The following is a 24,665-nucleotide window of genomic DNA, read 5'->3' as shown; positions in this document are numbered from 1 at the left end:
GCTCATCCGCGGCTAGCTGCAGGAATTGTTTCAAAAATGTTTCTGCAGCTTAATTGAATGCAATTCGTCGAGCTGAAGGGGCATCTATGCCATCGAATATCTCCGTGTCGGTGCGGCAGTTGGACGGCACCGCGCTCGCCGGGACCGCTCGCGCCCATGAGGTGGCGATCGACCGGCCGGTCGCCAAGGGCGGCACGGACAGCGGCCCGATGGGCGGTGAACTGTTGCTGCTCGCGCTGGGAGGGTGCTTCATGAGCACTCTGGTGGCCACTGCGGCGGTGGACGGCTACCCGCTCGTGCCCGGCGCGGTCCGCTGCGAGGTGACCGGAACGCTGATCGATGCGCCGACCCGGTTCTCCGAGATCGTGGTCTCTGTCGCGGCTCCCGCCGGTTCGCGTGAGGTGCTGAGCAAATCGCTGGCGAAGGCCGAGCGCGGGTGCATCGTGCACAACACGCTGCGGCACGTGCTGCCGGTCCGGTTCGAGTACCAGTGGCACACCTCTGTCCCGGTCTGAGCTGCCGGGCGTCCACCCGAGGGAAGGAAAGGTCACATGCGGTTGCACACAGCACCGGCACGCACACGCGTGGTGGTGATCGGCGCCGGATTCTCCGGCACGTTGACCAGTACACGCCTGCTGCAGTTCGCCGAGGCGCCGATCGAGGTGTGCCTGCTCGAACGCGACGAGGGCGCTCGCTACGGCGGTATCGCGTTCGGTGAGACGGGCACGACCTGGAATCACATGCTCAACATCCAGGCCGGGCGGATCACGTACGGCCGGGAGCGGCCGGAGGATTTCCTGGAGTGGGCCAACGAGGAGGCCGACCGCTCCGGCTGGCCGCCGCGCTGGCAGTACCACGTGTTCGGGGTCGCCTGCGTCGTACCTCGGCGAATCTATGGCCAGTACCTGAAGGAGCGACTGCTCGCCGCGGCGTCCGATGCCGCCCCCGACGCGGTGCTGACCCAGCTCACCGGCGAGGCAGTCGATGTCGAGCACGACGGCAGCGGCTGGACCGTGCGGTACGCGCAGTCGGCGACCGACGGGCAGACCCGCACACTGCGCGCGGACTACGTCGTGTTCGCCACCGGCCACCTCGAGCCGGTTCACGCGCCGTTCTACCGGCGCATCGAGCGCAGCGACCGGTTCATCGCCGATCCGTACTCCGCCGAGGCGCGGGCCGCGTTCGCCGGTGTGCGCCCGGACGAGACGGTGCTCATCGCCGGATCCGCACTGTCGGCCTTCGACACCATGGTGTCGCTGATCAACGTCGGGCACACCGGGAACGTCGTCGTGGTCTCCCGCGGCGGACACATGCACGGAACCTACCCGGCCGATCACCAGCACGACATCTGGACGGTACGCCGGCCGCCGTTCCTGGACGCCGAGCAGCTGACGCCGGAGGTGGTCGTCGAAGGCGTCCGCGCCGAATACGAGTACCTGCGTGACACCCTCGACTGCGACGAGCGGGTCCTGGCCGAGCGGGTGATGAAGGCGTGGGAGCCGTACGTCATCGAGCTGCTCGATCGCATGGACGCCCGCGACGTGCGCCAGCTGCTGGACCGGTACAAGTCCCTGATCGTCACCAACCGCACCAGCACCGTGCCGGAGATCGGTAACGTCGTGCGGCACCGGATGCGCAGCTTCCGCGGCGCCCCGGCCACTGTCACGGTCCTGCCCGCCGAGATCGTGGACATGCGCCCGGCCGGTGACGGGCAGCAGATCCGGGTAAGTTTCGCCGACCGCGATGACCTGCTCGTCGACCGGGTGATCAACTGCCTCGGCAACGACACCGCCTACGACCGTGTACGTCAGCCGCTGTGGAGCCGGATGGTGCAGCGCCGCCGCCTGGCGATGCCGCACGGCAAGACCCACCGGGGCATCGAGGTCGGCGCGCACGGCGAAGTGCTCACCGCCGACGGCACGGAAGCTGACGGTCTGTTCTGCGTCGGGCCGATGCGTCAGGGCGACGAGACCGCCCGCCGTGGCCGGCTCGGCGCGTTCGTCTTCAGCATCGGCACCCTGCGCAACCAGTGCTTCGACACCGCCACCGAGATGCTGCGCCGGATGCGCACCGACGGCGACAAGGACGTCCGGGCCATCCCGGCCGACATCCACCTGAACCTGGGCGACGCCATCGCCTGGACGGTAGAGCACTTCGGCCTTGCCGCCGGCGGTGACACCCGGGAGGTCCAGGACCTGCTCAGCAGGCAAACCGGCGAGACCCTCGTACCCGCTACGCGGGAGTACCTGACCGCGCAGACCCGTGCCGAGCGCCTCAAGCAACGGCAGCTTCGCGACGGCGCGGTCGAGGCCGCTGGCGCCGAACTCGCCGCCGCGCGCGGCCTGGACCCGGCGCTGAGCCGGCAGGCGCTGTCCACGTTCGCGGTGATCGTGGAACGGCACGTCGTCCACGCGATCTGCGACATCACCCGGCTGGCCGCCTGGGACTCGCAGTACCGCGAACAGGTCCGGCCCACGTTCCAGCAGACGGCCCCGGCCATGGAGGCGCACACGTGAGCGACCAGGAAATGCTCGGCCGCCTCTACATGGTCCGCCACGGCGAGTCGACCTGTAACTCGGTGCACCGTATCGCCGGGACGCTGGACGCGCCGTTGAACCACCTCGGCCGTAGCCAGGCGGACAAGACCGCCCGGAACAACCCCGACGTCGAGTTCGACCATGTCTACGTCTCCACCCTGCACCGCGCCGCGCAGACCGCCCGGATCGTCTTCGGCGAGCGGCCGTTCGACTACGACGAGCGCCTGATCGAACGCGACTTCGGCAGCTACACGCTGGAGTGCAAGGCCATCCTGCAACGACGTCATGGTGTCGCCGAGTACGAACGTGCGATGAACGACGACAGCCCGACCATGAGCGGCGGCGAGACAGCCGCGCAGTTCCGCGCCCGGGTCTACGCCTTCTACCTCGACGAGTTGCTGCCGGCGCTGCAGCGCGGCGAGACGGTGTGCGTGGTGTCGCACAAGTACGTCGTGGAGCTCATCTGCCGGTTCATCCTCGGCCGCGCCGAGGAGAGCTTCGACCTTCGGCTGCCGAACTCCCAGGTGCTGCGCGGCGACCGGGTCGACCGGTACGTCCGGCACGAGAACCGGTGGCGCAACCTCGCCTACGACTGGATCGTGGTCAACCACCCGCTGGTCTTCTGCCTCGCTCTGGCCGCCGGGCTGCTGGGCAACCTTGCCGGCCTGCGCTGGCATGCCTCCCCGTACCTGCTGCTGGCCCTGCTCGTCGTCGCCAGCGTGATCACCATGTGCCGGATCGAACTGGAACGGACGCGGGAGTTCCTCACCGACCGCAGCATCATCAGCTCCGTGCTGCTGCGCTACGTCGCGCTCCCGGTCGTCGCCGCGCTGCTGCTCTGGGCCGCCGGCCCGCACCCACCGTCCGCGGCTGTCTTCGCCGCCGTCTTCCTGGCCACACCCAGCTCCGTGGTGGCGATGACGGTCAGCCGCTGCCTCGGCGGCATGATCATGCCCGCGTTCGCGCACGTCATGCTCTCCTCGATCGCGGCGATCGTCGGGTTCACCGCCGTGCTGTCGGTCGCCGTCGCGCACGACACCGGCCGGGCGGTGATCACCGGAACCGCCACCGCGACGGCCATCGTGCTGTTTGCCTACCTGCTGGTCCGGCGGCTACGGGAACGCTCGCCGATCAAAACTGCGAAGTTCGGTGAGCGTAACGCCTACGCCGCGGTACTGATGCTCGCCGCGTTCATCGTGCTGGTCTCGCTGCGCGTCGAGCTGTCCGGCGTCCTCACCTACGGGCCCACCGCCGTGGCCATCGCCGTCGGCCTCCGCCTGGTCGCCATCGCACTACGCCGCCGCGGACACGTGCAAGCACTCGACGACTACCTGTCGATGACATACCCCAACGTGTTCGTTGTCGTCATCCTCGCCGCCCTCACCGGCAACACCCCCCTGGAAAACGTCGCGATCTGGACGCTGCTCCCGATGTTCCTGCTGTCCTGGTTCGACAGCCACTACGCCCGTTCCATCGTCGTCGACGCCCAGGACCCCCGCTGGTATGACGTCCTGCGCATCCCCACCCGCACCACCCTGCCCACCTCCACACCCCGCTAGAACCAGGGAGAGCACCGTGTATCTGGCGCAGACCGCCGTCGCGCACGACTCCAACCTCACCCTCGTCCTGCACGTCCTGCCGGCCATCGTCGTCATCCTGGCAACCTCCGCCCTGTGCGGCCGGCTCGCACTGCTCCTGCGGCAACCACGCGTACTCGGCGAAATGGTCGCCGGCGTCCTGCTCGGCCCGACCCTGTTCGGCAGCATCACCCCCGGCCTGCAACGGGCGATCTTCACCCCTGAGGTCAAACCCGTGCTGTACGTGATCAGCACGATCGGACTGACGCTGTTCATGTTCCTGGTCGGCGCCGGCTTCGACCACGGCAGCGGCGCAGCCGGCGGACGCCAGATCCGGCACGCCGCGGTCCTCGCCCTGTCCGGCATGCTGCCGTCACTGCTGCTCGGCGCGGCCAGCGCCGTACTGCTCTACGACCGACTCTCGCGGCCCGACGTCAGCACCGCCGAATTCGCGCTCTTCCTCGGCGGCGCGCTGTCCATCACCGCATTCCCCATGCTCGCCCGCATCCTGTACGAACGCAGGCTGCAGAACTCGCGCCTCGGGCGGCTGTCCCTGCTGGGCGCCTCCGTCGACGACGCCGCCGCCTGGTGCTTCCTGGCCGTACTGCTCGCCATGCACACCGGCGCCGGACTCTGGCACGCCATGCGCACCGTCGGCCTGGCCGCGGTGTTCACCATCGTCATGCTCACCCTCGTCGCCCGCCTGCTCCGGCCGATCGGTGAACGCGTCCAGCGCACCGGCCATTTCGGCTTCGACCACCTCTACCTCGTCCTGGGCATCGTGCTGCTCGCCGGGTACTTCACCGACTACATCGGTATCTACTCCGTCTTCGGTGGCTTCATCGCCGGCCTCGCCATGCCCCGCCATCCCGCATTCCGTGCCGCCCTGCACAACCGGATGATGGACATCGTCTCCGTGCTGCTGCTACCGGTCTTCTTCACCTTCTCCGGCCTAAACACACAACTCGGCGGCCTCGCCGGGTGGGCGGCGGTGCTGCCGTTCCTGCTCATCCTCACCGCCGGGTTCATCGGCAAATACCTCGGCTGCGCGCTGGCCATGCGCAGCATCCGCTTCTCCTGGCGAGAATCGTTCGCCGTCGGCGGCCTGATGAACGCCCGCGGCCTGATGATCCTGATCTTCATCAACATCGGCCTCGCCTACCAGATCATCACCCCCGACGTGTTCTCCATGCTCGTGCTCGTCGCGGTCATCACCACCGCAGCCGCACTCCCGCTCTACCGGCTGTCGATACCCGCCCACATGGAACGCCGGATGACCGAGGACCTTCCCGAATCCGCACCGAGTCCGGCCGGCACACCGGCGAACGTGCCGGTATCCGCCTCGGTGTCCTGACCTCACCCCTTGGACCTGCCCGGCCGTGCCCCGACACGGCCGGGCAGCACACTGCAGCGCCCTGGCGACACCAGCGCACCGGCAGTCAGTGACCCGCGTCCTGTGCCGGGCTCAGCAGCCCGGACGTGGCCTCGACCAGGCGGGCGCCGGTCGCGTGCGGCGCCGGCCACTGCGGTAGCGGACGCCGGCCGCCCCGGGCCACGAAAACCGTGCGCATCCCCGCCGCATGCGCCCCGGCGATGTCCCAGTCATGAGCCGCCACCATCACTGCGTCTCCCGCCGCGACACCTTCGGCCTGCAGCACCAGCTGGTAGGCGGCGGGCGACGGTTTGAGCGCCCTGACCTGCTCGGCCGAGTACACCGCATCGAACAACTCGGCGATTCCCGCGTTGGCCAGCTGGGCATCGACCACCACCTGCGGAGAGTTCGCCAGGGCCACCAGCCGGTGGCCGTCCTGACGCAGCCGGGTCAACGCGGGAACGACATCCGGATGCGCCGGCAGACGCCGCATGGTCCCCGCGATCTCGCCCAGACCCTCATCGGTCAGCGGCGTGCCATGCGCCTCGGCGACCGCCCGGGCACACGCGCCACCGATCTGCCCGAAATCCCGATACTCCCCGGCCGCGGTCGTGGCCAACGCCGTACGGATCACCAGATCGAACCACGCGGCACGAAGCTGCGGCGCGCCCGTGTGCCGGTCGAACACATCATCGAGCGGCGCAAGATCCAGAAGAGTCTCATTCACGTCGAACACCCACAGCATGACGCCTCCTCAAACGGCGAACCTCCACCTACACCGCCAAGGTACTATCAGATTCGTACCTAGAGGAGCAGGCATGCCCGGTGAATTCCCGATCCCACCCATCAACGAGGTCAACCTCGACGACGTCCTGGCCGCACTCGCCGACCGGCTCCGGCGCGCAGTGGTCCTCGAACTGATGAACCGGGCCCCTGGCGAATACCCCTGCAGTTCCTTCACGCTGCCGAAAGCCAAGTCCACGCGAACTCACCACTGGCGAGTGCTGCGCCAAGCCGGGCTCATCCGGCAGCGCGACGCCGGCAACGGCAGCTTCGTCCGCCTGCGCGACGAGTTCACCGAACACTTCCCCGGACTGCTAGAAGTAGTCAAAGCTGGCGACCGCGCGTCCGCTCTCACGAAGTCGCCCGCTTCCGGCACCGACGCAGACCACTCGTAAGTGCCGCGCGGACACCCCGATCACCCGCGGACCCCGTCGCGTGCGGCGGCACTCCCGACCCACGATCGCCGGCTGCTCCCCGGCCCAGGCCCGAACGGGCTACCGGGCGTAGCTGCCAACCTCCGCGACCTATGTCGGTGGCTGCGGGCGCCTAAAGCTACGCCGAGTACACCGACGCCGACGACCTTACCGACGAGCACGACGATATCGAGGACGATCGCCGCGACGAGATCGACGAAGCGTTCCGCGTGGCTGTCCGCGCTCGCGCAGCTCAGGATCGACTCCTTTGACCGCAGCGGAGACACCTTCATCCTAGGAAGCTTTAGGGGGTGGGCCGTACGCCACCGGCAACCCGGCACCAAGGGCCGCGGCCGTCCATCGAAGGCACCCGTACAGCAGAAACCGTTGCCTCCGGCGTCCCAGGCGGTGAACGCCCCAGCGCCGTTCCGGGAACGACTTCGGCTCTTACCGCCGAGTATCGGGACGATGGCCGGCTGGGAAGCCGAACGGCTGCAGCGCGGTGGCGCCGGCGGTGCAGACCGGATTCCGGTCGAGGTACACGTCCTGGGTCATGCTGGGCCGGGCATGACCGAGCTGATCGGCGATCTTGCGCACCGGAACGCCATCATCGTCCATCTGCGTCGCCACGCTCCTGCGCAACAGGTGCGACGTGTCCGGACTCAGACCAGCGAACGCGAAGGCGCCTGCGACATTGTGCGAGGTGTTCGACGGATCGCGGAACGTTCCCGCCGACGACGGCAGGACAATCGTGATCGTCTCCTCCCACCAAGTCCCTTGATCCAGCAGTCCCAGCAGCCATGCCGGCGGCTGTGATCGCCGACGGATCGTCTTGGACGGCCGTCGGGGGATCACCAGCTCGCGACGCGGGCTGATCCTGACAACCTGGGCGCACACTGCGACCGCATGCTTGGCGTGCCACTGCACGGTGGGCATCACCCAGCCGGGCAACGTGAGGGTGCGATAGCCGGCCTCCGACTTCGGCTGACGTGCGAAGACCACACCAAGACCGGGATAGCGGGCCACTGTGCCCTGAATCTGCACCGTGCGGCTTGCCACGTCCAGTGCTGGACCAGTCAGGGCGAGGCATTCACCGATCCGCATCCCCGTCGCCGCCATGACGTCGATGACCGCAGGCACATCGCGCCGCACCGCCACCGGCAGATACGTGACGTACGCGCGCAGCTGCCGCACCGCGACATCACTCAGCCCTTTCGGCGCTCGGCCCGGCTTCGTGCTGATCCGCGAGGTGTCGCGCACGGGGTTACGGTCCATGGCGCCGAGCCGGGCCGCGAACCCGCAGACGTCGCTCAGCACCGTCCGCGTCGTCTTCGCCAGCGACCGGCCATGATGGTGCTCGACCGCGCGCAGGAAACGCTCCGCGACGGCAACCGTCAGCTCACGGCACCGGACGCTGCCGATCCCCGCGAGGATGCGGTTGTCCAGCACGCCTCGATACAGGCTGCGCGAGCTGACCGCCCCGTCGCCGGCGAGATAGCCCTTCCACCAGGCCTCGGTGACCACGCTGAGCTTGGTCTCGGCGTTGATCGCGGCCTCCTGATCGCTGTAGACGCGATCACGCAAAGCCTGCTTCAACGCCCGCTCGGCCGCCGCCTGCGATCTCCCGGACCGTTCCACCGGCCGGGTGATCCCGTCGTATTCCCGGAAGCCGCACCGGGCGATCCAGCTCGCACCGGACCGGATGAATCGAACCTTGCCGCCGGTTCCCAGTGGCAGCGGTGGCCGTCCCATCTCGCTCTCCTCACCGTGAATGCGTTCCTCGCCATCGGCAGCGTCGGCCGCGTTCACACGCCGACCCACATACGGCTGCGGACGCGGGGTTCATTGATCCGCTTCTTGCGCCGCCTCCCGTTCCTGGATGAACTCCTCGACCGCCGTTCGCCGGAAACGCACGTACTTGCCCACCCGGAAACCGCGCGGCCCTCCGCCTCCAGAGCGCCACTTACGCATCGTCGACACCGGCACCCTCAACATGTCGGCGACCTCGTCCAAGGTCAGCAGCGGATCGAGCAGCTGTTCACCAACGGCATTCGACATAGCGATCAATCCTCCGTTCCACTCGCACATCACGGCGCATCCGGGCGCACGGTCGGCCACGCGACACCGGCCGGCGCTGTACGGGGCGCGGCCGGCAGCCACCCGGGGCCGGCACCCGGAACGGCGCGGGGCTGCGAATCGCTCCCGACTCGAAAAGGGCTGGGCTCGCGGTGACATGCTTCGAGACTTTCTCGGATTCCGTGACGCCGTGTACCTCGCCCGGGCCATCGACCGATGTGATGACCGCGGATGGCAGCGCCCTGAGAGTCGCATCGTCCTTGTCAGCGATACCGGGTTCACCCGGACGAGGCGGGTATCGAGCACACGAACGGGTGACGCCGGAATCTGGCGAAGACCGATAGCGTGCCTCGCATGGGGCAGACCTACGACAAGATGCACGCGTTCGCCGCCTACGGGCATCTGATCCTGCGCCCGGACGTCGAAGAAGCCGAGAAACAGCTGCTCGCCGCCGCCTACGCCGACGGCCGGCTGGTCCAGGCGGACACCGATGCCTTCTTCAACGACGACAACGAACCCGAAGGACCCTCACCCTGGGAAAGCTCGGGATCCACGTGGTTGAATTCGGTACGAACGCCAGCAACTGCTACATCCTGGCCTCGCACTACACCAGAACATCCGGCACCGACCCGATCGGCGGCCTGGAACTACCGACAGAACCGCCACGAGAACCACTCATCTGGGCGCTGAAAGCACTCGGCTTCAACGCGGACGGCAACGAACCGGAGTGGTTCCTCGGCTGGTACCAACTGACGTTCTGACCGAGCTATCCCCGCACGGATTCGTGCCGACTGCGGTGATCACCGCACGGGTAGCGCCGCAAAGGCACCTGGAGACCGGCTATGGGTTCTCTGCGCGGGGGACAGGCACTTGAGAGCACTCACTCGAAAGGGCCGGGCGGAGTGGTCAGAATGCACTGGTATGTCAGGCTGGCTCGGTGAGCGACGATTTCACCGCTACGCTGCCGCGCAAGCGGATGGGAGCCGGCGCGCTGCTGACCGACAACCAAGGCCGTGTGCTGCTGGTGGAGCCGACCTATAAGGACTACTGGGAGATCCCGGGCGGTGCGGTCGAGGCGGACGAGTCGCCGCTGACCGCGGTCTCACGCGAACTCAAGGAGGAGCTCGGTCTGCCGGTCCGTCCGGGTCGGCTTCTGGTGACCGACTGGGTGCCACCGCGCGAGGGCCGCACGGAAGGTCTGATGATGCTCTTCGACGGCGGCACGCTGGCACCGGAGCAGACGTCTCAGATCCGTTTGCCGATTGAGGAATTGCGGAGCTGGGCGTGGTGCACCGAGCAGGAGGCCGGCGAGCGGCTATCGGAGCTGCTGGCCCGGCGGATCACCGCAGCGCTGCGGGCCCGGGCTGACGGCATAGCGTTGTACTTGGAGAACGGTTCCATCGCGACTTGACAACCCCACTCACCCGCAGGTCCCGCGGCCTGCGACCCGCGGAACCCGGTGAGATGACCTGCTGTCACGCGGCCGCCGCGAGCGCAGATGGTCGGCCCGGGCCAGAAGCGCCGGCCAGCAGACTGATACCGCCCGCGCGGTAGAGGCTGTCGTGGATTCCGTCGGCGTAGAGCAGACCAGCCAGGTCGGTCCGGGCCTTCGCGATGCGATGACCCCGCTGGAAGCCGACGGCGCCGACGAGCGGCGCAAGATCGTGCACGGCTCGGACTGCCGTGTCGACACCAGCGGCCTTTTCCAGCCGCGCGAACATTCCGGCATCAGGGTGCCCGGCTGCGGCGAGCCGGGCGGCGGCCAGGGCCTCGAGCAACGCTGCCGTGATTTCGGCGTGGGTACGGCCGATGATGATTGATGCGTTGTCCCGGATCCGCGGCAGGCGACCCGCCCGGCGCCGTTCGGCCAACGTGCCCGTGACCAGGCTGTGAACACCGGCCGCGGTACCTAAGGCGGTGGCAGCGACCAGAGGCCGGAATCGTGCGAAATGCTGGTGGAAGATACCCAGGCCGCCGCCGGGCTGGCCCAACAGCGCGAGGCCGGGATCAACGCATACCTCGTGCAGGCGCAGCACGCCCCACGTCCAGCCGCCGAGCCCGGCCGGCTCCACCACCTCGCGCTCCAGATTCGGGTCGTCGGCGTCAACGACTACGGCACTGATGTGCTCGTTCGGGCCGCGAACGAACACGACGAACGCCGCCGCCTCGACAAGCCGCGACACCCAGCACTTTTCACCGGACAGCCGCCAGAACCCGTCGTCGGCACGCACCGCGCGGGTGGTGATCTCACGGATCCGCGAGCCACCATGCCGCTCCGTGGCCGCGATCCCGATCAGTTCACCGGCCTTCAGCCTCTGATCCCAGGCTTCGGCGGTGGCCGCCCGTGCGTGCGCGAGCACCATCGCGCCGTGCCCAGGCCCGATGCAGTCGCGCAGGTCGAGGTCGCGGGCACCGGCGAGGAACTGGGCGAGGACCTGCCACAGGATGCCCGCCGGACCGCCCGGCACCCGGTGCCCCCGGGCAGCGAGCACGCGGCGGGCCTCGCGCAGCCATGCCGACCAGGCCACGCCATCGCCCGGCGCTGGTGCGGTCGGATACAACTCACCGAGCGCCGCGTCGAAACGCTCCAAGCGGCGCCAGGCCGTGGTGCCGAGTTCCGGCACGCTGCTACGGAGCGGCTCCAGCCAGTCCAGCGCGTTCATCGGGCCACCCGCCCATGCGATACCGCGGGTACGCCGTACACCACCGTGTCGTCGGTGACGTCGTGCGTGACCACCGACCCGGCGCCGACCAACGCGTTGCGGCCGACCGTCACACCGGCCAGCACAACGGCTCCCGTGCCGACCTTGCAGCCCTCGCCGAATACGGGCGGGTTGAGCGGCATCTCGCGCTCAGCGTCGCGCCAGATCAGCTGCTTGTCGTTAATCGTGCGTACTCCCGCGCCGAGGAATACGCGGTCACTGACAACCGTGTCTGCGGTCAGGAGCGAACCGGGGGAGCACCGAACGTGCGACCCGATGCGCACACGACGCTCGACGGTGAGGTTCGCGGCCAGCTGGCTGGCCGTGCCGACCGTGACACCGGTGCGCAGCAATGTGTGGTGCCCGATCGTCGTGTCGTCGCCGACCGCCACCCCCGCATAGACGATCGCGCCGGCCCGGACGATCACCCCGTTGCCCAGGACGGTGTCCGCACCAGCACCGGCGTGGTAGCCGCGTACCGCGTAGCCGTACTCCGGCTCGCCCAGGATCGTGTGATGACCGATGTAGGCCCGCTCGCCCACGGTGAGGCCACCGTGCAGCACCGCGTACGCGCCGACGGTGACGTACCCGCCGATCACGGTCGGGCGAAATTCCCCTCGTAGATCGGCCGGCATGAACACGACCGTGGGATGCAGCCGGCAGCCGGGCCCGATCTGCAGCAACCCGGCATGCATCAACTCGGCGGCGGACTGCGGCTCGGTGGTCTCTGTTGAGTGCGGCATCGAAACTCCTTCAGATCATCTGCTCGCGGCCGGAAGCATCGGCGAGCCCTGATTCGAGTGCAGCGGCGCCAGGATCTGAAAAGAAGGCACGTCACTTTCCGTGCAAACGCCTTGCGTGATCTGCAATCACGCAGCGACGCTCAATGCTCGTGCGATGAACGGAGCCAACCGTGAGCGCACCCCCGCAGTGGGCCGCGAACAGCGCGGTACAGCAAGCCGTTCAGGTACACGACTACGCCACCATCCTGCGGTTCTCCCGGATCGCGGCCGGTTTGACCCTTGAGCAGCTCGGCGCGGCCGGCGGCTACTCGGCGTCCACGCTGTCGCGCCTGGAAAGCGGGCGTCGCGCCATCCGCGATGTCACCGAGCTGCGCGCGCTGGCTGACCTGTACGACGTACCTCTACATATGCTCGGCCTGGCAACCCCGCCCGGGCCGGTCGGCGGGTCTACCCTGACCACAACTGTGGACGGAGAGGGTGACACCGTGCAGCGACGCAACTTCCTTGCAGGCGCAGCCGCGCTCGGCGCCACCGCTGCGCTACCAGCGCCCGCGGCTGCGGCCGCGCTGAGTGGTAACACCATCGAGGACGTGCTGTTCGGCCGGCTCACGGCCGAACCGTTGTCCCACCAGCAACTGGCCGCGCAGATCGCGGCTGCCCGCGCCGACTACCGCGCCACCCGCTATACCCGGCTCGCCCGCCGTCTGCCGAAGCTGCTTGCCCAAGCGTCCGCCAGCCACCGCACGACCGGCCTAGACGGTCAGGCCGCGGCGGCCCAGCAACTGGCCGAGGCGTACGGGGTCGCCACCCAGTTGTTGATCAAGCTCTACTACAACGGCTTGGCGTGCGCTACCGCTGACCGCGCCGTACAAGCCGCACGGACCGGCAACGACCCGCTGATCCTGGCCGAAAGCCAGCGACTTGCCGCGACCGTGCTGCGGCGCGCCGATCACGGCGGCAGCGCCCAGACACTGGTGCTCGAAGCCGCAGCACAGCTGCACAGTTCGGCCTCCGACACCACGGCGGCCTATCACGCTATGTACGGCCAGCTGCTCGCCGTGGCCGCCTACACCGCCGCGATCCGCGACGACCGAGACGCGGCATGGGCCCTGCTGGCCGAAGCCGAGCAACCCGCGCACGCCGCCGGCACCTCGGCCCGCTTCAACTCCACCGAACTCGCGGTCTATCGCATCAGCATCGCGCGCACACTCGGCGACTACGGTGCGGCCGTCGACTACTCCCGGAAAGTCGACCCACGTTCCATTACCGATATTGAACGCCGCGTACGCTACTGGGAGGATGCTGCGCTGGCGCTCCACGGCCGCGGGAGGCCGGCCGCCGCGTTCGAGACCCTGCTGGCCGCTGAACGCGACGCCCCTGAAGAAGTGCGTTACCGTCCATGGGCGCAACGCCTCACTCACGATCTGCTTTCCGCCCCGGCCAGCCGTAGCCTTTCCGGCATACGCCAGTTCGCCACCCGTGTCGGTGTCGTCTGAAGTCGTTGTGACAGACGTAGCGGGTTCGCGCTACGGCCCGCTCAGACGGCTATGATTGCGCGCCTCAGCACGTGCTGTATTGACTATATTTGAGGTGTTCGTGGGCACATCAACGTGGCGTAGCCTTCGGTCCTTGCGCCATGACCCGCCAGGTTTCGCGAAGAGCCGAGGGGCCCGCCGCAATACCTTTCAAGCTTCCCTCGAGCAGTGCGAACAGTTCATCAAAGCGGCTACTGACGCCGACTACGCAACCCGCCCACTGCAACTGTTCTATGCCTTGTCGCAGGGAAGTCGAGCCGTCGTCGCGGCCTCTCCCCGGATCGGACAAGACTGGCGGGTTCACGGTCACGGGCTGAGCGCATCGACCGAGGCGCAGCAGCTGCCCGACGTGGAGGTTTACGCCAAAGGCGACGGACTTTTCCAGGCCATGGCCAAGGTGCTCGACTTTCAAGCGTTAGTGCCGGACGAGCGCATCAGCCTCGCGGACCTGTGGCCACTGGTCCCAGAGTCGGCATGGGCTCCGCTTGTAAAAGGGGAGACGCTCTCTGCGGTCATGTTCACCCCAGGGCTATGGCCACAGCAAAACCTGTATGGAGCCAGCCTGGCGTGGATCAGGCATGCAGTTCCCGAACTCTGCGGCCAGGACAAAGAAAAGGTTGCGCGCCACTTCGCCAACTATCCTGCGCTGAAAGGAATATCCTGGCAGACGGCCCTCCAGGTGCCATGGAATCCCAATAGTTTCGCGGTGTCGCTGGACATTCATTTTGATCTAGTCGACGGTGAGACCCCTCTGCTGCTGCAGCCTGAGTCGCGATTGGTCGCTCGTTATGGAAGCAGCGACCAAAGTTGGCTCTTCATCGCTCCAATTATTGGCAGTATGAGCCTTCCTCTGCATCCTGTACTGGCATGGTGGGCGGTACTCCTTGCGTTGTCATCGCTAGCGAGATATGAGCCTGCGAATTGGACAAAAATGATTGACATTAATTCATCATCGCACGCTACCGCCGTTGAATACCTGCTCGATGATGCCGTCATCCGCATTCCAGAGATGCTGCTAAATATCCTCCTTAACATTGAAGACCCTGGCTAACACAAGACGGCCAGCGCCTAAGCGCGCCACCGCCGCTGCGGTCGTTCGGCCCCCGAAACAGCCTGCGGGTCCCATCGCGGCCGTATTCGACACCCAGAACGACGGCTGCGCCCCGTGTGCGCCACCGCTACTCACCCACGAGAACCATCTGGCTACGACGTCCAATCGCCATCGTGCTGTGTCGAGACGAGTGCTGCACGACCCGCTGGGCAGCCCTGGCCGGACGAGCCGCCACGACAACAACCACCCCGGCCAGCGAGCCGGCGAACACGCAACATCGGTGCGCCTGCCGGGGTGCTCTCGATCAACCCGGGCGACTCCCACACGAGTCTTGTGCACCAGATCGCCGACCGCATATATAGCCTGCGCTGCCGGATCGTGCACAGCAAAGACAGCCACGCCGACACCGAACCTCTGCATCCCTTCGGCCCCGAAGCCAAACGCCTGCGACACGACCTGCACCTGATCCGCTTCGTCGCCCAGCACGTGCTCATCGCCGCCAGCAAACCGGCGAGCTGGAACTGACCCGACTCGACCGCCAGTTGCTGAGCGTCTCAGCGCGCGGTGGGTAGGTCTAGACGCATGCCGCCGTACTTGTGGTAGCGGCGCATAAAGGCTTCCTCGCCGCCCTCAAGGACTTGGCGTACATGCGTGCGAATATCGAGATCGTCGATGGAACCCTGCTTGGTGACAAGCATTCCTGTACTGTCGGCCCCGAGAACCGCAACCAACTCGGCGTCGCCCAGCATAGGAATATTCGGGTTGTGGGTGGCCGCAATGATCTGGCGATCATGCCCGTTCGGCGTAAGCGCTTTCTGCTCGCGGATGAGCGATACCACGTCCTCGAAGATGAACTCATTGTCGAGATCGTCCTCCGGCTGGTCGAGCAGCATCGCACCACCGTCAACGGCGAAGATCAGCAACAGGATCGCAGTGGCTCGCTGCCCGGTCGACAGACGGTCAAGATCACGGGACTCCTGACCCGTCTTGAGCCGGACGTTGACCTGGTCACGGGGCGCCAATGCTTCCAGCTCCGTGAGGCGGTCAACTTCCGTGCTCGTCAGCCATGCATGAATCCTGTCCGCCTGAGGTCGGGTTATACCGAAGCGTTCACAGACGGCCTCCGGGCCGGCGTCGACGGTCGAGGCCACGAGCACACCATCGACACCGTCATGAGCAGCGATGCTTGCCACAGCAGCTGCCTGAACGCCGGAGCCGGCGAGAAGGTTCCGCAAGTCGGTGGCGAACTGATCGCGGTCGCCGGCCGCAGTAACGACCACCTCAACTCGCTGCGAGAGCAACCCGTTGATCATTTCGGCTGCGTCCTGCCGAACACGACTCTGGTTCTCGCGCGCCTTTCCAAGATCGTCGAGGATACCTCGGCGGGCGTGCTGCAACGTCCGCATCTCGGTCTGTTTACGGATCAGCCCGTCACGCTCGGCGCTCAGCGTGTCGACCTCGCTAGTCCACCGCAGGGTCGCGTCGGCATCGATCTTTTCGGCGTGAAGTTCCTGCTTGATCCCGTTCAGGACATCAGTCAGTTCCTGCACCTGGTTCGCGTGGGCCTTACGGAGGTCACTGATCCGGTGATGCGCGGCACGCATAGCCAGGATGATCTCGCCGTACGCACGTTCAACCGCCGTGCTGACCTCCGCCAGAGCATCCGCGGCCTGCCGCGTGAGATCGTCCTCGGTTGCGATAAGGCCATCATGCAAGCTGGCGAATCGCGTCCTTGCCGCGGTCAGAGACGCCGACCATTCCTCCTCTGATTCGATCGCCTCGATGCTCGCGGCGAGCTTGCCATCAATCAAGTCCAGACGCCGGTGTGTCTTGAGCTTCTCAAGGACGCCGTTGTCCTCATACACGCGTAGCTCATGCTCCAGTGCTGCGATGCGCTGCTCGAGTTCGGGCAGGCGCGCTTGTTCGATGCGATGCCTGCGCAACTCGGTGCTGTTGAGCGACAGCTTGCGGCGGACCTCGCTCAAGGCGGCCTCGGCCCGGTGCACATCATCGCCGATGAGCCGATCCAGTAGCCGCCGCCGGTACTCGGGATCCTTACTGATCACGTCGATCTCACGCTGCAGCAGCACAACCGGCGCGCGATTGGGTCCGAACGCGTCCTGAGGCGAAATACCGACCGCCGAGCCGGTACCGGGGTCGATCACCCGCGCGTCCTCGCCCAGCACGCGGACAACTTCATAACGCATCGCAATCCCCGAATCGCTGGAGCGCTCCACCTGCAGGCGGACCATGCCACCTGCTCCAAGGGCATGCTTGACCAGCGATTGGCGGTTGTCTGCGTCGCAGTAGGGGTCGAGGCCGAGACCATAGCGGATCGTTTCGAGGATTGCTGACTTGCCGGTGCCTCGCCCGCCGATCAGCGTGTTCAGGTGCGGGTCGAACGTGAGTTCCAGACCGTTGAGGAAGCCCCGCCCCTCAACACGCATGGAGATAAGCCGTCCGTTACGCGGCGGCGCCGGCTCGTCGGTCCGCACCCGAGTTTCCGGGTCGTGCAACGCCAGCCGCATGGCATCCAAGTCGGTCGCCGACAGTTTGAGCCACGTGCCTCTGGCTCTGCCGTCGCCCAACTTCTTGCCACCGACATCCGCCAGACTGCGTGGATCGCTGAACTCCACCAAGGCAAGATGATCCCAAGGAAACTGAACCCCGGTGCTTTTCAGCTTGCCCAGCACGCCTTCGGCGTGGTCCAAGCCGTCGAACTGCACCTCAGAGATCAACCCTGCCGCCGGCTTAGGCCCCATCGCGTCGACCAAGCCCTTGCGGTCACCAGCGTGGGCGCCGAACAGCAAGCAACCAAACCTGTCCCGAAGGTGGCGCAGAGCGGCAGGGAGCGGGTCTCGCAGCTCGATCTCCGAATGTATCCGACCAGTCCACAGCTGCCGTCCGGCTTCTCGGTCCAACGAGCGTAAGCACTCGTTGATCTCCTGCGGATCTGCGTCGCCGGGAAAGACCGCCAAGATGTGGATGCCGCCGCGGCCCACGTTCACGCTCAACTCGACGCCCGGAAGCACGTCAATGCCGCGCCGAGCAGCAGCCTGACGAATCAGATCAAACCACGGCTGTCGGATCCCGTTATAGTCAGTGATCGCGGCAATCTCGATGCCAGCATCATTCAGCCGCTGTGCATACGCCTCTGCGAACCGCTGCTGGTCGTCTGAATCTTCCGGGTTCATGCCACTCGAGCCGGCAAAGCTAGACACCGCAGGCGTGTGCAGATGGAAGTCGACACGGCGCCATCGCGCTCCACCAGCCGTCATGCATCACTTCCCTGTCTACAGACCAACTGACGTCGGCCGATGAAGAGGCGCCGGCCAATCAGCGAGGCTTGACCTCAGGCGGAGGCGCGCCACCTCGGCAGTGCGCGTGACGAGCAAGCGCCCAACCGGTCGATCAGCCTAGAGCACGATCATTCTCTACGGAAAGTAAGATCCGTAGAGGCGTCACCCTCTCGTGGCAGCAGGGCGAAGCCTGAACTTCGACGGATTCCGGCACAGAGGGCTCCACCAGATCGAAGCCGCCATCTGGCACCTCCACCGACACCTCGACAATGAGCCCCTCGACTGGAGCACGCTCCACTTCATCGACTGCCGCAACGTCGCCGTGCCTGCCGTCGATGTGGAGTACGTCGACGAGATCGGGCCGAACCCCACAGGATCGCTCCGGGACAACCTGGCGCCGCCACACGTTCGGCTAAACGGATCATCGGAAGTCACCTGGGTACACATAGGAAGTCAGCCAGACAGCTGGTACGCGACAGTCGCGCCGTGCGCGACAAATCCGCTAGCATCGCTTTCCCGAAGTAGTGGGTCGAATACTCTAAGTGAGATAGACGTGGTTCTCGGTGTCGCGCCAGGTAGGGAGTGTCTTTCGAGTGACCGACGCAACGAAGCAGGAGCCGATCCCCGGCCTCGGCAACCTCACCAAGATCGCCAAGATCGAAAATGACCCCACCGGCCTCGACACTTTCGCCCGCTACGTCTGGCAAGCCAAGCAAGTAGTGCAACAGTGGCTGACCTGTCTACGCGAACCCGACGGCCCTGCTTTCCTCGTCTGCGAGCAGATTGAGGACCTCGCGCTCGTCCACGCCGGGAAGATTCGGCTCATCCAGCTCAAGACACGCGACAAGGGGTCGTGGAGTGTGACCGCCATGTGCGAGCGTGGCCTGGACGCGCTCGTCCGCTCCTATGTGAAGACGCGCAAAGCCAAGATCCACGAACTTTGCACCTACGAACTGTGGATCGAGGGGTCGGCCTCGGAAAAGGCGGACACCGCCAACTTTTTGAGCGACCCCACCACGGCAACCAAGGACGTACGCGCTCGCCTCGTCGCCAACGGACTCATCAAAAGCTGGACAGACGACTTCCTGCAACGCCTGGCCATCAAACCCGGACAGCCCAGCCAGACCTACATCGACAAGGTCGCGATGTGGGAGCTGTCGGCACTCTGGCCTTCTCTGACTCATCAGGAAGTACGGCAGCTCTACGAGCGGCTCCTCATCGCGGCAACCGCAGCTCAGACCGGTGGCACCGGGCAGCCGGCATCTATCCAAATGATCCTGGCCGCCGCTCTCCCACATGTAGGCGAAGATCTCCCACAGCCCGAAGAACCCGGTGGGGCAGGCATCGCTCCCATCCGCGACCAGACCCTCAGCCGCGGCATGCTCAAGATGCTCGCCCCTCCGCTGCCCGGCGAACGAGAACACCAACTGCTCGCACGCATCGCGGCGGGATCCGCCACCTCGCTCATGGAACTCAAGATGAGATCTGCCGGTGCCAGCAGCGCGCTCATCGAAGACGTCCGGGACCTGCGCGCCGACATGGAAGTCCAACGCCAACTCTTGCTCGCCGGCCGCGACAACGCAGAGTCCCAACTCGAAGACCTCGCCCGCCGTGTGCTGAACATGGCAAGAGCGACGTCCGCTCGCATCAACCTCTCCGCCGTGGCCAATCCCGTCGCCGCCGCCCGCCCCGCCGAAGCCATCGCTGCCGACCTGCGTTCTCGGCCTCACGACCTCGCCCACTGCGATCGCAACACGCTGCTCAACCAAGACGAAGAACTCATCCTCGGATACCTCGGCCACCTCTCCGACCTCTGCCGCTTCGACTGGGGTCTCGCGTGACCACCGGTGGCAACACTCTGGCTGGCGAGCCTCGCCGAGGAGGACCGCGAACGCTTGACCCAGACCAGACACCCCGAGCTCGATTTCGCCCCTCACGCGAAGCTGAAGCCCGACTCCTCCTACTCATCGACGCCTTTAGCCATAAAGCGCGCGGCCAAACCCGATACCTCGAAGGCCGTATCAAACTTGCCAAGCTCGACTTCCTGCTCCGCTACCCGCGCCACCTACGCCGCGTCCTGATAGCCCAAGGCGTCAGCGCCGACAAACTGCAGCAAATCGATCCCGACGAGGCACCGCTCGATGCCCGCATGATGCGTTACCGCTACGGCCCATGGGACCCCTCCTACTACGCCGTCCTGGGCTCCCTCATCGGCCGGGGCCTCGTCGAAGTCGCACCCCTCAGCAACGGATTCGGCTACCGCACCACCGCCATCGGCACTGAACTCGCCGCCCACCTACGCGCCGATGGCAGCTTCGACCCGATCAACCAACGCCTGGTCCTCCTGCGCCGCCACCTCGACAAGTCCGGAAACACTCTCAAGAACTACCTATACGAACTCCCCGAGATCGCCGACGCTGCCTGGCACGAGGACCTGACGTGACCCCACCTACTGCACCACCACCGCATACCGGCGACCAGCCGGCCTACCCCCACCGCCTCGAACTGCTCCAGGTAGACCTCGTCGGAGGCGGCCGCGAAGTCACCTTTAACCCGGGCCTCAACCACATCGTCGGCGACATCACCACCGGCAAGACCACCTTCGTCCGGCTCATCAGGGCACTACTGGGCACCATGCCGAAAGACCTCCCGCCCGAGGTTGACCACGTCGCCGCCATCCGCGGGCACGTCATACTCGGCGACCGAGGCTGGAAGATCTACCGCCCCCGAACCACCACCAGCGACGCCCTCGTCGAAATCGGCGAAGACGACAACGAAGCCGACCGCGAAGCACTATCACTACGCCTCCCGGTCGCAGGATCCGCACGCACCTACAGCACCTTCCTGCTCGACCGCCTCGACATCCCGGCCATCAACGTCCCCCAAGCCCGCAACGACCCCACCGGCGTGCAGAGCCCGGTCACCATGACCGACTGGCTCGGATACTGCATCGTCACCGGCGACGAACTCGACACCGAAGTCTTCGGACACAAACGCCCCTTCCGCGACGCCAAACGCCGCTGGGTCTTCGAGATCGCCTACGGCTACTACGAACCCGAACTCGCCCGCCTCAACGCCCAGCTACGCCACCTGCAACGCCAGCTCGATTCCCTCGAACACAACGCCGAGATCCGCGCCCAGTTCCTCAAGGACACCCCGTTCGCGGACCTCGCCACCCTCGAACTTCAACTAGCCACCAGCACAACGGAGCTCGACTACGTCCTCGAACAACGCCGAACCCTCGCGAGCACCATCACCGACGTCCCCGGCGTACAACAAGCACGCGAAAATCTGCTCGCCGCACGCGGTCGCCGCGCCGACACCGCCGAACGCATGTCCCGGCTCCAAGCCCAGACCAAGGACCTCGCCGATCTCGTCAGGCAACTGACCAACCAATCCGCCCGCCTCAGCCGCGCAATCGTCGCCGGTGAATGGCTCGTGGATTTCGACTTCATCGTCTGCCCCCGCTGCGGCAACGACATCGAACCAGCACGAACCGAACCGGACCTGTGCTACCTATGCCTGCAACCACCACGGCCGGCGAACTCCGAAGCAGAACTCCTGAGCGAACAGGACCGCATAGCGAGCCAGATCGCCGAGACCAAAGCAGTCCTCGAGGGGCGCCAACGCGCACTCGACAAACTCGCCTACGAGGCAACCCGACTCGACCACCTCATCACCGAACTCGCAGCTGACCTCGACCAGCAAACCCAAGCCTTCGTCTCCGACCGCGCCGCGCAGATTGACTACCAGGCCACCCGGCAAGCCCAACTCGAAGCCGACATCAAACGCCTCCGGGAATATGCCGACCTCCTCCAACGGCACGAGCACCAACTCGCCAGCCGTGAAATGTTGGAGGCCCAGCAGGAAGAAATCCGACTCCGCATCAACGAACGTGAACTCTCTCAATCTGAGGCGGAGGAGAATGTACAAGCCCTCGAACAACGTATGCTCGAATACCTACAACAACTCCACATCCCAGATCTAGGCCAAGAACTCACCGTCCACATCAACAGAAAGACCTATCTACCCGAAGTCTCCGGCCGCAGCTTCGACGAACTGTCCAGCCAAGGCCTGAAAACACTCGTCAACATCGCACACGCGCTCGCCCACCACACCGTGGCTATAGACAGAAACCTGCCGTTACCGGGACTTCTCATTCTGGACGGAATATCGGCCAACAGCGGACAACAAGGGTTGAGCTTCGACCGAATCCGTGACGCCTATCGGCTCCTCGGCCGAGTAACGGCTGAAGAATCGTATCGAAACGCACTCCAAGTCGTCGCAGTCGACAACGAGCTCTCCCGAGAAATTATTCTCGAACTCGTCGAACGGGTTACCCTTAACCTGACCCAAGAGGATCGGCTCATCCGAATTCCCGGATCCCCCATCCCGCCTGAACGGCAGGACGTCGACTGATAATGTCCGCACCTGCCGCCGCAGCGAAGGACGCCATGCCCCTTCATGGATCCGCCAGAAACCGGTCGAGACAAGGCATCCGCCCCGCAGGGCCCATGAGCACGCCGCTCAAGGAACTCTCGCGACACCGGATTTACCGCTAAGTGTCGAAGAAGATGCCGAAGACAACTCTTCTGGGGAAACTGTGCTTGCAAAAGCCCAGGTAGGATGGGGTGTGCGAGAGCTGAGCGGACGAAGTGGTAGCGACCCCTTTACTCGGCCGTGTATACTTTTCAGCGACCTGGTAAAACGTTTGTTAGCACGTCGCTGGCTGGGGGTCAAGGGGTCGCAGGTTCAAATCCTGTCAGCCCGACACATCTGACCAGCGGATATTCCCGGTTGGGAATATCCGCTGTTCTGTATTTGGGCAGTTGTGGTCGCAGTGTGGTCGCGATTTCGGCGACTGCTTGGAGGCGGATCCCCGTTGTGGCTGGTGAGAATTTCTGCCATCTTGTGGTTCGGGTGTGCTGGTGCCGCTGATCCTTCTGTGACCGGTGAGGCCAGCCAACGACGGTGCCCGGCACCGGTATCTCGCGAGTCGCGCTTACCTCCGCCGGTGCGACCACATCGCGACCACAACTACTGAAACCCCTGGTCAGGCGATGCATCCTTGTCGCCCGCTCAAGGGGTGAACGGTTGCGTCATGCGGCGCGGGGGTCGACGGTGTCGAGGACGGCTGCGGCAGCGTCGACGGCATCCTGGGCTACCTGCGGTGTGAGGTGGCCGTAGATGTCGACCGTGGTGGCGATGGTGCTGTGCCGCAGCGTCTTGGATACCGATCCGAGTGGCACGCCGGAGCTGATCATGATGGTGGCGGCGAGGTGCCGCAGATCGTGCAGACGGATCCTCGGTACGCCGGCCTCCTCGGATAGCTTGCGGAAGTGGTCGAGTGCGTACTGCGGCCGGAGTGGCCGTCCGTCGGGTCGGCAGAACACCAGGCCCATGTCCTCGTAGTCGCGTGTTGCCAGGCGTTGACGGTTTTGGCGTGCCCGCTGCCGGCGTAGCGCGCTGAGGGAGCGTTGTGACAAGGCGATCCAGGCGCGGCTGTACGGAGTCTTGGGATCGCTGAACTCGGCGCGGGAGTTGTCGACGGCGATCAGGTTACGGCGTACGAAGAGCAGGCGCTGGTCCCGGTCGATGTCGGCCCAGGACAGGCCGAGTGCTTCGCCTTTGCGCATGCCGGTGCAGATCATCAGCTCGTACAGGTCGGCGTGCAGGTCGTTGACCTCGTGGCAGTAGCGCAGGAAGGTGCCGGCTTCTTCGTTGGTCCAGCAGACGAGTTCCTTGCGGGGGAGACGTGGTAGCCGGACGAAGCGGGCGGCGTTGTAGGGCAGTCGGCGGGTGCGGACGGCTTCGTTGAGTGCGCTGGACAGGCAGGTCACGCAGCGCCGCAGCGTGGTGGGCCCGCGATTGGCAGCTTGCTGCTGGGTGACGAACTGCAGGATGTGCGCGTGGCTGAGCCGTTCCAGCCGTATCTTCCCGAAGGCTGGTATCAGGTCTTTGCTGACGTAGTCGCTGTAGCGGCGGATCGTGTTCGGCTTGAGGACCTTGGATTTCGCCTCGAGCCATCCGGTTAGGTAATGGGCGACGGTTTCGGTGTCGTCGAGCAGGATTCCGGCGTGCTCGCACTCGAGAACGTTGGTGAGTGCTTCTGCTGCGTCGGTCTTGGAGGCAAAGCCGCTGCGCCGGCGCGTCTTGCGCCGACCATCAGTCGATGGCAGGTCGACGGCGAACGCCCAGGTGCCGTGTCCCGGGCTGTGTAGTTTCGGGCAGCGGGCGCCGAGTTGCTTGCCGTTGTCGCCACGGCAGGAGCAGCGGCGGTAGATACGACCTCGATGTGGGTTGGGCCTCATGACATCTCCTCAGGTCATGGCCTGATGTAGCTGGTCCCACATCGGTGCCCTTCCCCGTAGTGATCACTCCTTGGCCGGTGCTACCTTTCGATCCGATTTTCGGACCTTCTACGATCGCGGGAACATAGGGCACTTAATCCCCGCTCGGACGCGGTCGAGACGAGGCTTTAGCCTCGGTCTTTCACTTGAGCGTCGGCTCATAGCTTCTGGTCAATGAATCTGATTCGCGTGTCTCTCGCTGTTTTGAGGGCATGCTGAATGCCCGG

General features: G+C 65.8%; 20 protein-coding genes. 13 read left to right on the top strand and 7 right to left on the bottom strand.

The genetic code is table 11. The features are described 5' to 3' along the window. Nucleotides 1–86: 86 nt before the first annotated feature. Genes ACH442_RS36745 through ACH442_RS36730 form a run of 4 tightly spaced genes read left to right on the top strand, consistent with a single transcriptional unit; the run spans nt 87 to nt 5,468 of the window. A complete protein-coding gene (locus ACH442_RS36745; protein WP_396342703.1) occupies nt 87–515 on the top strand; it encodes an OsmC family protein in 429 nt (142 codons plus the stop codon). A 36-nt stretch (nt 516–551) separates the two neighbouring features. Further along, the gene (locus ACH442_RS36740) at nt 552–2,516 is read left to right on the top strand and encodes an FAD/NAD(P)-binding protein (protein WP_396342702.1); all 1,965 of its coding nucleotides are present in this window, start codon (nt 552–554) and stop codon (nt 2,514–2,516) included. Continuing rightward, nucleotides 2,513–4,096, top strand: a complete 1,584-nt coding sequence (locus tag ACH442_RS36735) for a histidine phosphatase family protein (RefSeq protein ID WP_396342701.1) — start codon at nt 2,513–2,515, stop codon at nt 4,094–4,096. Before ACH442_RS36740 ends, ACH442_RS36735 begins: the two co-directional genes overlap by 4 nt. Before the next feature lie 16 nt (nt 4,097–4,112). Continuing rightward, the gene (locus tag ACH442_RS36730) at nt 4,113–5,468 is read left to right on the top strand and encodes a cation:proton antiporter (protein ID WP_396342700.1); all 1,356 of its coding nucleotides are present in this window, start codon (nt 4,113–4,115) and stop codon (nt 5,466–5,468) included. An 85-nt stretch (nt 5,469–5,553) separates the two neighbouring features. On the opposite strand, the gene ACH442_RS36725 is transcribed toward ACH442_RS36730, so the two are convergent. Beyond that, nucleotides 5,554–6,231, bottom strand: coding sequence for a haloacid dehalogenase type II (locus tag ACH442_RS36725; protein ID WP_396342698.1), 678 nt, complete (start codon nt 6,229–6,231; stop codon nt 5,554–5,556). A gap of 73 nt (nt 6,232–6,304) precedes the next feature. Between ACH442_RS36725 and ACH442_RS36720 the strand changes: the two genes are divergently transcribed. Beyond that, nucleotides 6,305–6,664: an ArsR/SmtB family transcription factor gene (locus tag ACH442_RS36720; protein ID WP_396342697.1), complete on the top strand. Its 360-nt coding sequence runs from the start codon at nt 6,305–6,307 to the stop codon at nt 6,662–6,664. A 465-nt stretch (nt 6,665–7,129) separates the two neighbouring features. On the opposite strand, the gene xerC is transcribed toward ACH442_RS36720, so the two are convergent. Together xerC and ACH442_RS36710 are read right to left on the bottom strand one after the other, a co-directional pair. Further along, nucleotides 7,130–8,491, bottom strand: a complete 1,362-nt coding sequence (gene xerC, locus ACH442_RS36715; RefSeq protein ID WP_396342696.1) for a tyrosine recombinase XerC — start codon at nt 8,489–8,491, stop codon at nt 7,130–7,132. Between the two features lie 33 nt (nt 8,492–8,524). Next, nucleotides 8,525–8,740, bottom strand: a complete 216-nt coding sequence (locus tag ACH442_RS36710) for a helix-turn-helix domain-containing protein (protein WP_396342695.1) — start codon at nt 8,738–8,740, stop codon at nt 8,525–8,527. Nucleotides 8,741–9,112: 372 nt separating this feature from the next. Between ACH442_RS36710 and ACH442_RS36705 the strand changes: the two genes are divergently transcribed. Next, nucleotides 9,113–9,448, top strand: a complete 336-nt coding sequence (locus ACH442_RS36705) for a hypothetical protein (RefSeq protein ID WP_396342694.1) — start codon at nt 9,113–9,115, stop codon at nt 9,446–9,448. A 247-nt stretch (nt 9,449–9,695) separates the two neighbouring features. After that, on the top strand, nt 9,696–10,169 hold the full coding sequence (locus ACH442_RS36700; RefSeq protein WP_396342693.1) for an NUDIX domain-containing protein: 474 nt from the start codon (nt 9,696–9,698) through the stop codon (nt 10,167–10,169). A 64-nt stretch (nt 10,170–10,233) separates the two neighbouring features. On the opposite strand, the gene ACH442_RS36695 is transcribed toward ACH442_RS36700, so the two are convergent. Both ACH442_RS36695 and ACH442_RS36690 read right to left on the bottom strand, forming a co-directional pair. Further along, nucleotides 10,234–11,421: an acyl-CoA dehydrogenase family protein gene (locus ACH442_RS36695; RefSeq protein ID WP_396342692.1), complete on the bottom strand. Its 1,188-nt coding sequence runs from the start codon at nt 11,419–11,421 to the stop codon at nt 10,234–10,236. Continuing rightward, nucleotides 11,418–12,203, bottom strand: coding sequence for a DapH/DapD/GlmU-related protein (locus ACH442_RS36690; protein ID WP_396342691.1), 786 nt, complete (start codon nt 12,201–12,203; stop codon nt 11,418–11,420). The genes ACH442_RS36695 and ACH442_RS36690 overlap by 4 nt, the downstream gene beginning before the upstream one ends. Before the next feature lie 170 nt (nt 12,204–12,373). Between ACH442_RS36690 and ACH442_RS36685 the strand changes: the two genes are divergently transcribed. The 3 genes from ACH442_RS36685 to ACH442_RS36675 all read left to right on the top strand — a co-directional run bounded on the left by ACH442_RS36685 (nt 12,374) and on the right by ACH442_RS36675 (nt 15,314). Further along, nucleotides 12,374–13,699 carry a helix-turn-helix domain-containing protein gene (locus ACH442_RS36685; RefSeq protein ID WP_396342690.1) on the top strand — a complete coding sequence of 442 codons (1,326 nt, stop codon included), beginning with the start codon at nt 12,374–12,376 and terminating at the stop codon, nt 13,697–13,699. A 133-nt stretch (nt 13,700–13,832) separates the two neighbouring features. Beyond that, nucleotides 13,833–14,789: a YaaC family protein gene (locus ACH442_RS36680; protein ID WP_396342689.1), complete on the top strand. Its 957-nt coding sequence runs from the start codon at nt 13,833–13,835 to the stop codon at nt 14,787–14,789. A 294-nt stretch (nt 14,790–15,083) separates the two neighbouring features. Beyond that, on the top strand, nt 15,084–15,314 hold the full coding sequence (locus tag ACH442_RS36675) for a hypothetical protein (RefSeq protein WP_396342688.1): 231 nt from the start codon (nt 15,084–15,086) through the stop codon (nt 15,312–15,314). Between the two features lie 29 nt (nt 15,315–15,343). Here the strand turns inward: ACH442_RS36675 and ACH442_RS36670 are convergent, their stop codons facing one another. Continuing rightward, entirely contained in the window at nt 15,344–18,067 is a 2,724-nt protein-coding gene (locus tag ACH442_RS36670) for a TrlF family AAA-like ATPase (protein WP_396342687.1), read from the bottom strand. 614 nt (nt 18,068–18,681) lie between these two features. Here ACH442_RS36670 and ACH442_RS36665 point away from each other — a divergent pair. The 3 genes from ACH442_RS36665 to ACH442_RS36655 are packed head-to-tail and all read left to right on the top strand — an operon-like array spanning nt 18,682 to nt 22,507. After that, complete coding sequence (locus ACH442_RS36665) at nt 18,682–19,929, top strand: dsDNA nuclease domain-containing protein (RefSeq protein ID WP_396342686.1); 1,248 nt, start codon at nt 18,682–18,684, stop codon at nt 19,927–19,929. Continuing rightward, nucleotides 19,926–20,531 (top strand): hypothetical protein, encoded by a 606-nt coding sequence (locus ACH442_RS36660; RefSeq protein ID WP_396342685.1) that lies wholly within the window; start codon nt 19,926–19,928, stop codon nt 20,529–20,531. Before ACH442_RS36665 ends, ACH442_RS36660 begins: the two co-directional genes overlap by 4 nt. Continuing rightward, entirely contained in the window at nt 20,528–22,507 is a 1,980-nt protein-coding gene (locus ACH442_RS36655) for a hypothetical protein (protein WP_396342684.1), read from the top strand. Before ACH442_RS36660 ends, ACH442_RS36655 begins: the two co-directional genes overlap by 4 nt. A gap of 680 nt (nt 22,508–23,187) precedes the next feature. Here ACH442_RS36655 and ACH442_RS36650 read toward each other — a convergent pair. Then, a complete protein-coding gene (locus ACH442_RS36650) occupies nt 23,188–24,399 on the bottom strand; it encodes a tyrosine-type recombinase/integrase (RefSeq protein WP_396342683.1) in 1,212 nt (403 codons plus the stop codon). Nucleotides 24,400–24,665: the final 266 nt, after the last annotated feature.

The sequence above is a fragment of the Actinoplanes sp. NPDC020271 genome, from assembly GCF_044388125.1.
GTDB lineage: Bacteria > Actinomycetota > Actinomycetes > Mycobacteriales > Micromonosporaceae > Actinoplanes.
Note: the sequence above shows the minus strand (reverse complement) of the source record. Positions and strands in the feature narration are given on the sequence as shown.